Source organism: Candidatus Pelagibacter communis, from assembly GCF_001179945.1.
Lineage (GTDB): Bacteria > Pseudomonadota > Alphaproteobacteria > Pelagibacterales > Pelagibacteraceae > Pelagilacustribacter > Pelagilacustribacter ubique_A.
In genome coordinates this window covers 1-8107 of the sequence record NZ_CVSG01000095.1, presented here as the reverse complement: position 1 = coordinate 8107, position 8107 = coordinate 1, and the positions used below count along the sequence as shown (strand labels likewise).

Below are 8107 nucleotides of genomic sequence, written 5' to 3'. Positions count from 1 at the left end.
CCAAGCGGTAAGGCAGCGGGTTTTTGATACCGCCATCCTAGGTTCGAATCCTAGTGCCCCAGCCATAGATTTATGTTTAATCTAAATTTAAATTTTTTAAAAAGTATCAAAAGCTTTATTTTTCCATTTTACAGAAACAAAGATTTAAAATTTATTTTCAAAAAATTACAAGAGGGTATTCCTGAAGATAAAGTAGCTGCGAGATTTGTAGGTGGATGTGTAAGGAGGCATCTCTCAAATGAAAAAATAGATGATATTGATGTTGCAACAATTTTAGCAACAGACCAGATCAAAGAAAAATTTAAAGACACAAATTTAAAAGTTATTGACACTGGTGTTAAACATGGAACCGTCACTATTGTTTCTGAAAACCGCAAAGTTGAATTAACAACATTAAGAAAAGACATCAAAACAGATGGAAGACATGCAGAGGTAGAATATACTGATAGTTGGCAACAAGATTCTGAAAGAAGAGATTTTACAATTAATGCAATTTACATGGATATTAATGGAAAACTTTATGATCCACAAATGGGTACAGTTGATCTTAAAAATAAAAATATCAAGTTTATTGGAGATCCACAAAAAAGAATAGAAGAGGATTATTTAAGAATTGTCAGATTTATTAGATTTAAAGTTATGTATGATATTATTGTTGAACCAACAACTAGTGATGCGATTAAACAAAATCTAGACGGTATACAAAAAATCTCTAAAGAGAGAATTTTGATTGAATTACTCAAAATTTTAAGTCTAGAAAACTTTTTAACAATTAATCAAAGTAGCAATTTGAGGGAAATATTTTCAATGATATTTCCTGAATTCTTATATTTAAACAGACTAGAAAGACTTAAAAAGGTATATCAATACTCAAAAGTAAACGTAGATATTTTGTTGGCTGTAATGCTAATTGATGACAAAGAAAATCATGAATATTTCATTCATAAGTATAACGTATCTAATAAGACCAAAGAGACCCTAGAACAATTTTATAAAAATTTAATAAAACTCAAAAATGATAAAGAATTTTTTGAAAAAAATTTAATTAAAAATGTTTACTTAAATGGAAAAAATCATTTAATAGCTCTAAATTTGATAAATTTTTCAATAAATTCAAAAGTGAAAATAAACGACTTTACTAAAACTTTTAATAAAATTTTAAAAATTAAAGTACCTATATTTCCAATAGATGGAGAGATCCTTAAGCAAAAAGGGATGCAAGAGGGACAGAGTTTAGGAAATGTTTTAAAAACTTTAGAGAAAGAGTGGATAAACAATAATTTTAAAATTTCAAATGAAAAGGTCGAAGAGATAATAAAAGTAAATTCAAATTAAATGTATTCAACATCAAGAATTTCAAAGTTTCTCTCTCCAGATGGTGTTGTGACACTTATCATTTCACCCTTATTTTTACCTATAAGAGCTTTCCCTATTGGACTTTTAAAAAAAATTAAATTCCTTTTAATATCTGCTTCATCCTGGCCTACTAATCTATAAGAAATCTTTTTATCTGTTTCTAAATCTTGAACTTTTACGGTTGATCCAAAAATAACTTTTCCGTCGTTTTCTATTTTAGTAACATCAATTACATTCGCTCTCGCAATAATATCATTAATTGCAATTACCCGGCTTTCGATTAATGCTTGTTGTTCTTTTGCTGCATGATATTCAGCATTCTCTTTTAAATCTCCATGAGATCTTGCTTCAGCTATTGCCTCTACAATTTTTGGCCTCTGAATATTTTTTAGATCTTCTAATTCTGCTTTTAAATTTTGAAGACCACTGACTGTAATTGGTTCTTTTTCCATAACTATTTCCACTTTGCTTCAGGAGGAAGTGACATTAGTATTGAATCTATATTTCCTCCCGAGTTTAGTCCAAACCTTGTGCCTCTATCATATAAAAGATTAAACTCTACATATCTTCCCCGTTTGAAGAGTTGTTTTTCTTTATCTTTGTTTGTCCATTTAATTTTTTCTTTTCTCTTTATAATCTTTTTTGAAATGTCGATAAAAGAAAGACCAAGTTCTCTTACAAATTTAAAGTTTTTAATCCAATCTTTAGTTTCATAGTCAAAAAAAATACCACCAATGCCTCTAGCTTCTTTTCTGTGCGGTAAATAAAAATATTCGTCACACCATTTTTTGTATTTTTTATAATTTTTTTTATTGTGGACACATATTTTTTTTAATTCATTATGTATCATTCTTTTTTCTTTTAGATCTTCATAACTTGGTGTTACATCCATCCCTCCACCAAACCACTCTTTAGAAGTTACTATAAACCTAGTGTTGAAATGTATTGCAGGCATTTTGGGGTTTCTCATATGAGCAACCACTGAAACTCCTGAAGCCCAGTATTTACCTTTTCTTTCAGCTCCTAATATTTTTGATCTAAATTGTTTAGGAAAAATTCCTGAAACGGTAGATTTATTAACTCCAACTTTATCAAATATTTTCCCATTTGATAACAGAAATGAAGTTCCTCCACCTTCATTTTTTTTATTTTTATTCCAATCTCTTTTTGAAAATTTTACTTTATTATTTTCAATATATTCAAATTCTTTACAAATCTGAGTTTGTAAATATGAAAACCAGCTATCAGCCATTTTTTTTCTAAATTCAGGTGTAATCATTTAAGTAAATTATTTTGTCTTAAAGCCTCAGAAGCTACTATCGCAACACTCATTGCAACATTTAGAGATCTAGTTTTTTTGTTCATAGGAATCTTTATTTTATTTTTGACCATTTTATGTATCTCTTCTGGAACCCCAGCACTTTCTTTTCCAAATAAAAGCATATCATTCTTTTTAAATTTAAACTTATGATATAATTTTTTTGCCTTAGTTGTCATTAAAACTATTCTTGATTTCTTATATTTATTTTTAAATGCCTCAAAGCTATTGTGCCGAACAATGTTACTTAAGCCAGCATAATCCATAACGACTCTTTTAAATCTGCTATCGTTTAAATTAAAGCCACATGGTTCTATCAAGTGAATATTCAAACTTAGACAGGCTCCAAGTCTAATTATTGCTGCAGTATTTTGTGGGATATCAGGTTTGTAAAGAACTATGTGCATTATTTAAGCTTAATTTATGTGTCATTCTGACCCTAGAAATCTTTAAAATATGGTTTTATTTAATAATTACATTATAAGCACTTACATAAATGAGCAAAGAGGAAAAAAAAGTTAATAGAAGAGATTTTTTATTTACGGCTAGCTATACAGTCGGAGCAGTGGGTGTTGGAGCAGTTATTTGGCCAATGATTGACCAAATGAATCCTGATAAAGCTCAGCAAGCCTTAGCTACGACAGAAGTTGACATTAGTAATATAGAACCTGGTAAATCTATTACTGTTTTGTGGAGAGGAAAACCAGTATTCTTAAAAAGAAGGACTTCAGAGGAAATAGCTGAGGCCAGAGCAGTAAAGTTGGACGATTTGCCTGATCCCCAAAAAGATGAAGATAGAGTAAAAGAGGGTAAAGACGAATGGTTAGTCATGTTAGGCGTTTGTACACATCTAGGATGTGTGCCTCTAAAAGACAAAGGTGATTTTAATGGTTGGTTTTGTCCTTGTCATGGTTCACACTATGATGTATCAGGCAGAATAAGAAAAGGACCAGCGCCAACAAACATGGAGATACCGAAGTTCGAATTTGTTGACAGTAATACAATAAAGATTGGTTAAGAAATTATGAGTGAACACGAATACGTACCAAAATCTAAAGCAGCTAAATGGTTTAACGACCGTTTGCCATTACTTACTCTTGGAGCACACCTTACCGATTATCCTACTCCAAAAAATTTAAATTATTGGTGGACCTTTGGTGGAATTTTAACTTTTTGTTTAATCACTCAAATCGTTACAGGAATTGTTTTAGCAATGCATTACGTCGCTCATGCAGATTTAGCTTTTGCGAGTGTAGAACATATAATGAGAGATGTAAATTATGGTTGGCTAATCAGATATATTCATAGCAATGGCGCATCTATGTTTTTCCTAGCAGTTTATATTCACATTTTTAGATCTTTATTTTATGGATCATATAAATCACCAAGAGAAGTAATTTGGATAATTGGTCTGATGATTTATTTATTAATGATGGCAGCAGCTTTCATGGGTTATGTTTTGCCTTGGGGTCAAATGAGTTTCTGGGGCGCTACAGTAATAACTAATTTATTTAGTGCGATCCCTTTAGTTGGAGATAGTATAACAACTTGGTTATGGGGAGCATATTCTGTAGATAATCCAACACTAAACAGATTCTTTAGTTTACATTATTTAATCCCATTTTTAATTTTAGGATTAGTGGTTTTACACATTTGGGCTTTACATATTCCAGGAAATAATAACCCTGTAGGTATTGATATAAAGAAACCGTCTAAAGATACAGTTCCATTTCATCCTTATATAACAATTAAAGACGCTTTCGCACTTTTAGTTTTTATGATCATATTTGCTGGATTTGTATTCTTCACGCCTAATGTTTTGGGACACTCAGACAATTATATACCTGCTAATCCGTTAGTTACACCTGCTCACATAGTACCTGAATGGTATTTGTTACCATTTTACGCAATTTTAAGATCTGTCCCTGATAAATTAGGTGGAGTGATTTTAATGTTCAGTGCAATTTTTATTTTATTTGTACTACCTTGGTTAGACACATCAAAAGTTAGATCGGCTGTTTTTAGACCGATTTATAGACAATTCTTTTGGATATTAGTAATAGACGTTCTAATGCTTGGTTATGTCGGTGCAATGCCAGCTGAAGGAATTTACTTAGTATTAGCTAGAGTGGGAACTATTTATTATTTCTTACATTTTATAGTAGTTATGCCTGTTGTCGGTTATTTGGAAAAAACGGATCCAATTCCTATGAGTATCTCCGAGCCAGTATTAACCGGAGGAGCAGAACCATCTTTAGCTAGGAAGGGTAATGATAAAGTCTAATATAAAACTACTCGTTTTATCTTTTTTACTACTTATCTCATTTAGACCAATTCATAGTGCTGAAATGGTTGATCCAATTAAAGTGGATTGGAGTTTTAAAGGTTTAACAGGAACCTTCGATAGAGCTTCACTACAAAGAGGTTTTCAAGTTTATAAAGAAGTCTGTGCTTCTTGCCATTCAATGCAATATCTTAGCTATAGAAATCTAGGAGAACCTGGTGGACCTGAGTTTTCAGAACAAGAGGTAAAAGCGATTGCAGCTAGTTTTGAAATAGAGGATGGTCCAGACTCTCAAGGAGAAATGTTTACTCGACCAGGAAAACCTTCAGATAAATTTAAGAGCCCATACCCTAATGTTCAGGCAGCAACAGCTGCAAATGGTGGGGCATACCCGCCTGATATGTCAGTTTTAGTCAAAGCAAGAAAAGGAGGAGCTAATTACATTTATTCAGTTCTTGTTGGCTACGAAGACCCACCTCCAGGTGTAACTCTTGATGACGGTGTTTATTACAATAAATATATGGCCGGTAATAAAATTAAAATGCCAAATAATTTAATGGATGGTCTAGTTGAATATGCTGATGGCACGGAGTCTACTGTTGATCAAATGGCCAAAGATGTAACAACTTTTTTGGCTTGGGCTGCTGAACCAGAACTTGAAGAGAGACATAAAACCGGTGTTAAGGTAATTATTTACCTAGTACTTTTAACAATTCTTGTTTATTTAAGCATGAAAAAAATATGGTCAAGGATTGACTCTGAAGTATAAAACATCACCATCTTTTACAATATAATCTTTCCCTTCAATTCTTAATTTCCCATTTTCTTTACATTTTTCTGCACTACCATATTTTATAAAATCTTCACAAGATACAGCCTCCGCCCTAATAAAGTTTTTTTCAAAATCGGTATGAATGACACTAGCTGCTTTTGGAGCAATAGTATTTTTTCTTACTGTCCAAGCTCTACTTTCCTCAGGACCTGAAGTAAAAAAAGTATCTAATTTTAAAAGATCATATCCTTCTTTAATCAATTGATTTAATCCAGTTTTATTTAAACCTATATCCTGCATAAAAGCCTCTTTTTCATTCTTATCTAAACCCGAAAGCTGGTCTTCTATGTCAGCACAGATTTTTATTATTTTTTCATTAGGATATTTGTTTTGTATTTCCTCAGTATATTGATTTCCTTTAGACAAATTCTCTTCATCCACATTGCACACAATTATTTTAGGTTTAATACTCAATAGACCTATATTGGATAAAAATTTATTTTCTTCTTCATTATTAATCTTTACCTCTTGGTTTTTATCAAGCTGATTTAATTTTTCTTCTAAAATCTTTATTTCTTTATTCTCAAGAAGTTTCTTTTTACCCTTTTCAAGTTTTTTTTGAACAATATCAAGGTCAGACAAAACTATTTCTGTCTTAATAGTTTCTAAATCGCTTGAAGGGCTTATTTTTGAGTTTACGTGGGTAATTTTTTCTGAGTCGAAGCATCTCACTAAATGTATTATCGCATCTACTTCTCTAATATGTGAAAGAAATTTATTGCCAAGACCCTCACCTTTTGATGCACCCTTAACCAAGCCAGCTATGTCAACAAAAGTTATGTTTGTATAAATCTTTTTTTTTGAACTAGAAAGCTTAGCTAATTGATCTAATCTCTTATCGATTACGTCAACAATGCCAATATTGGGATCAATTGTGCAGAAAGGAAAATTTGCTGCTTCAGCATTTTTAGAGGCAGTTAAAGCGTTAAATAATGTTGATTTACCAACATTTGGCAATCCAACTATTCCGCACTTAAATCCCATTTAGGTTTTGATTAATTTTGCTAGAAAATAAATCCAATTTTTTATCAATGAGTGTAGGTATCTGCTTTACAATATTTTCAGTAATTTCTTTGATTTTTTCTTCCTCATCCTCTTTAAAATCTTCGAGTACGTGATTATTAACTTTCTTCTTTTGTTTTGGGTGACCTATACCAATACGAACTCTTGAATATTCTTTTCCTATAAATTTGTCTATTGACTCTATACCGTTGTGACCAGCGCTACTTCCACCAAATTTTGCTTTAATTTTACCAAAATCAATATCCATATCATCATGAAAAACAATCACATCTTTTGCATCAATTTTAAAATAATCTATTAACTCCTTTATAGCAGTTCCAGAATTATTCATAAAAGTTAATGGCTTAATGGCATAAATTTTTTTCTCCTCAATATTTCCAGTTGTAAGCAAACCTTTAAATTTTGGTTTTTGCTTTGATAATTTAAAATGTAAATTTATGGCATCAATAATTTTAAAGCCAATGTTGTGTCTAGTGTTAGTATAGTCAGAGCCTGGATTTCCTAATCCAACAAGTAAAAGCATATTAATTATTTCTTTTCAGCAGGTTTTTTTTCTTCAGGTTTCTTATCAGTAGATTTTTTGTCAGCAGAGCCCTCTTTAACTTTATCATCTTTTTTAGTTGTATCTCCCTCTTTGGCTGCTGCCTCTGCTCCTTCAGCAGGCGCTTCACCCTCTGCACCTTCAGCTGAAGTTTCTTCTGCAGGTTTTTCTGGTTCTTTGATTACAGTCGGAGCTGCTACTGTCGCAACTACGAAATCACGATCTGTGATAGTTGGTATTACATTATCGGGAAGTTTAACTGATGAAATTTTAACACTTGTTCCAATTTCTGTTCCAGCTAAATCTACGATTATTTCATCTGGAATATTTTCAGCAGGACACTTTAACTCAACTTTTCTTCTTACAATATTTAATACTCCTCCTCTTTTTAACCCAGGGGAGTCAGGGTGATTGATGAACTTCACTGGAATCTCAAGTATAATTTTTTTTCCTGAAACTATTCTCATAAAGTCGATGTGTATTGGCTCTTCGGAGACCACATTATAAGATACATCTCTAGGTATTACTTTTTCTTTTTTACCATCTAAATCCAACTCTAAAACTTTTGATAGAAATGTTTCAGAATTAATAATATTAGAAATTTCTTTTTTACTAACAGAAATATTCTGATTTGGATCTTTTCCTCCATACAGTATCGCAGGTATAAAACCTTTTGCTCTCAATTTGTTATTAGAGCCAGAGGATAAATTTTCTCTTTTTGTTGCTTTCAAATTACTCATAAATTTATTGAAA

General features: G+C 31.5%; 10 protein-coding genes. 4 read left to right on the top strand and 6 right to left on the bottom strand.

The features are described from left to right. Positions 1-72: 72 nt before the first annotated feature. Positions 73-1335, top strand: a complete 1263-nt coding sequence (locus AMN78_RS03975) for a CCA tRNA nucleotidyltransferase (RefSeq protein WP_075534280.1) — start codon at positions 73-75, stop codon at positions 1333-1335. On the opposite strand, the gene greA is transcribed toward AMN78_RS03975, so the two are convergent. The 3 genes from greA to AMN78_RS03960 are packed head-to-tail and all read right to left on the bottom strand — an operon-like array spanning position 1332 to position 3084. Further along, the gene (gene greA / locus AMN78_RS03970; RefSeq protein ID WP_075534279.1) at positions 1332-1808 is read right to left on the bottom strand and encodes a transcription elongation factor GreA; all 477 of its coding nucleotides are present in this window, start codon (positions 1806-1808) and stop codon (positions 1332-1334) included. The two genes, AMN78_RS03975 and greA, sit on opposite strands and share 4 nt — an antisense overlap. Positions 1809-1810: 2 nt before the next feature. Further along, on the bottom strand, positions 1811-2635 hold the full coding sequence (gene hemF / locus AMN78_RS03965; protein WP_075534278.1) for an oxygen-dependent coproporphyrinogen oxidase: 825 nt from the start codon (positions 2633-2635) through the stop codon (positions 1811-1813). Beyond that, positions 2632-3084: a tRNA (cytidine(34)-2'-O)-methyltransferase gene (locus tag AMN78_RS03960; RefSeq protein ID WP_179850614.1), complete on the bottom strand. Its 453-nt coding sequence runs from the start codon at positions 3082-3084 to the stop codon at positions 2632-2634. Before AMN78_RS03960 ends, hemF begins: the two co-directional genes overlap by 4 nt. Before the next feature lie 86 nt (positions 3085-3170). On the opposite strand from AMN78_RS03960, the gene petA reads away from it, so the two are divergent. The 3 genes from petA to AMN78_RS03945 are packed head-to-tail and all read left to right on the top strand — an operon-like array spanning position 3171 to position 5727. Continuing rightward, positions 3171-3692, top strand: a complete 522-nt coding sequence (gene petA / locus AMN78_RS03955; protein WP_075534276.1) for a ubiquinol-cytochrome c reductase iron-sulfur subunit — start codon at positions 3171-3173, stop codon at positions 3690-3692. Positions 3693-3698: 6 nt separating this feature from the next. Beyond that, positions 3699-4958, top strand: coding sequence for a cytochrome b (locus tag AMN78_RS03950; protein ID WP_075534275.1), 1260 nt, complete (start codon positions 3699-3701; stop codon positions 4956-4958). After that, the gene (locus AMN78_RS03945) at positions 4945-5727 is read left to right on the top strand and encodes a cytochrome c1 (protein ID WP_102133231.1); all 783 of its coding nucleotides are present in this window, start codon (positions 4945-4947) and stop codon (positions 5725-5727) included. The genes AMN78_RS03950 and AMN78_RS03945 overlap by 14 nt, the downstream gene beginning before the upstream one ends. Here AMN78_RS03945 and ychF read toward each other — a convergent pair. The 3 genes from ychF to AMN78_RS03930 form a co-directional block, all read right to left on the bottom strand. Next, positions 5704-6774: a redox-regulated ATPase YchF gene (gene ychF, locus AMN78_RS03940; protein WP_075534274.1), complete on the bottom strand. Its 1071-nt coding sequence runs from the start codon at positions 6772-6774 to the stop codon at positions 5704-5706. The two genes, AMN78_RS03945 and ychF, sit on opposite strands and share 24 nt — an antisense overlap. After that, positions 6764-7336: an aminoacyl-tRNA hydrolase gene (gene pth / locus AMN78_RS03935; protein ID WP_075534273.1), complete on the bottom strand. Its 573-nt coding sequence runs from the start codon at positions 7334-7336 to the stop codon at positions 6764-6766. The genes ychF and pth overlap by 11 nt, the downstream gene beginning before the upstream one ends. A 5-nt stretch (positions 7337-7341) precedes the next feature. Continuing rightward, positions 7342-8107 (bottom strand): 50S ribosomal protein L25/general stress protein Ctc (locus tag AMN78_RS03930; protein ID WP_256997715.1); only part of this gene is annotated, 766 nt, incomplete at its 5' end.

Excerpts from the sequence above, each read along its gene's own strand:
- pth (WP_075534273.1), bottom strand. The coding sequence starts at position 7,336 with ATGCTTTTACTTGTTGGATTAGGAAATCCAGGCTCTGACTATACTAAC.
- greA (WP_075534279.1), bottom strand. The coding sequence starts at position 1,808 with ATGGAAAAAGAACCAATTACAGTCAGTGGTCTTCAAAATTTAAAAGCA.
- hemF (WP_075534278.1), bottom strand. The coding sequence starts at position 2,635 with ATGATTACACCTGAATTTAGAAAAAAAATGGCTGATAGCTGGTTTTCA.
- AMN78_RS03950 (WP_075534275.1), top strand. The coding sequence starts at position 3,699 with ATGAGTGAACACGAATACGTACCAAAATCTAAAGCAGCTAAATGGTTT.
- AMN78_RS03975 (WP_075534280.1), top strand. The coding sequence starts at position 73 with ATGTTTAATCTAAATTTAAATTTTTTAAAAAGTATCAAAAGCTTTATT.
- petA (WP_075534276.1), top strand. The coding sequence starts at position 3,171 with ATGAGCAAAGAGGAAAAAAAAGTTAATAGAAGAGATTTTTTATTTACG.
- AMN78_RS03945 (WP_102133231.1), top strand. The coding sequence starts at position 4,945 with ATGATAAAGTCTAATATAAAACTACTCGTTTTATCTTTTTTACTACTT.
- ychF (WP_075534274.1), bottom strand. The coding sequence starts at position 6,774 with ATGGGATTTAAGTGCGGAATAGTTGGATTGCCAAATGTTGGTAAATCA.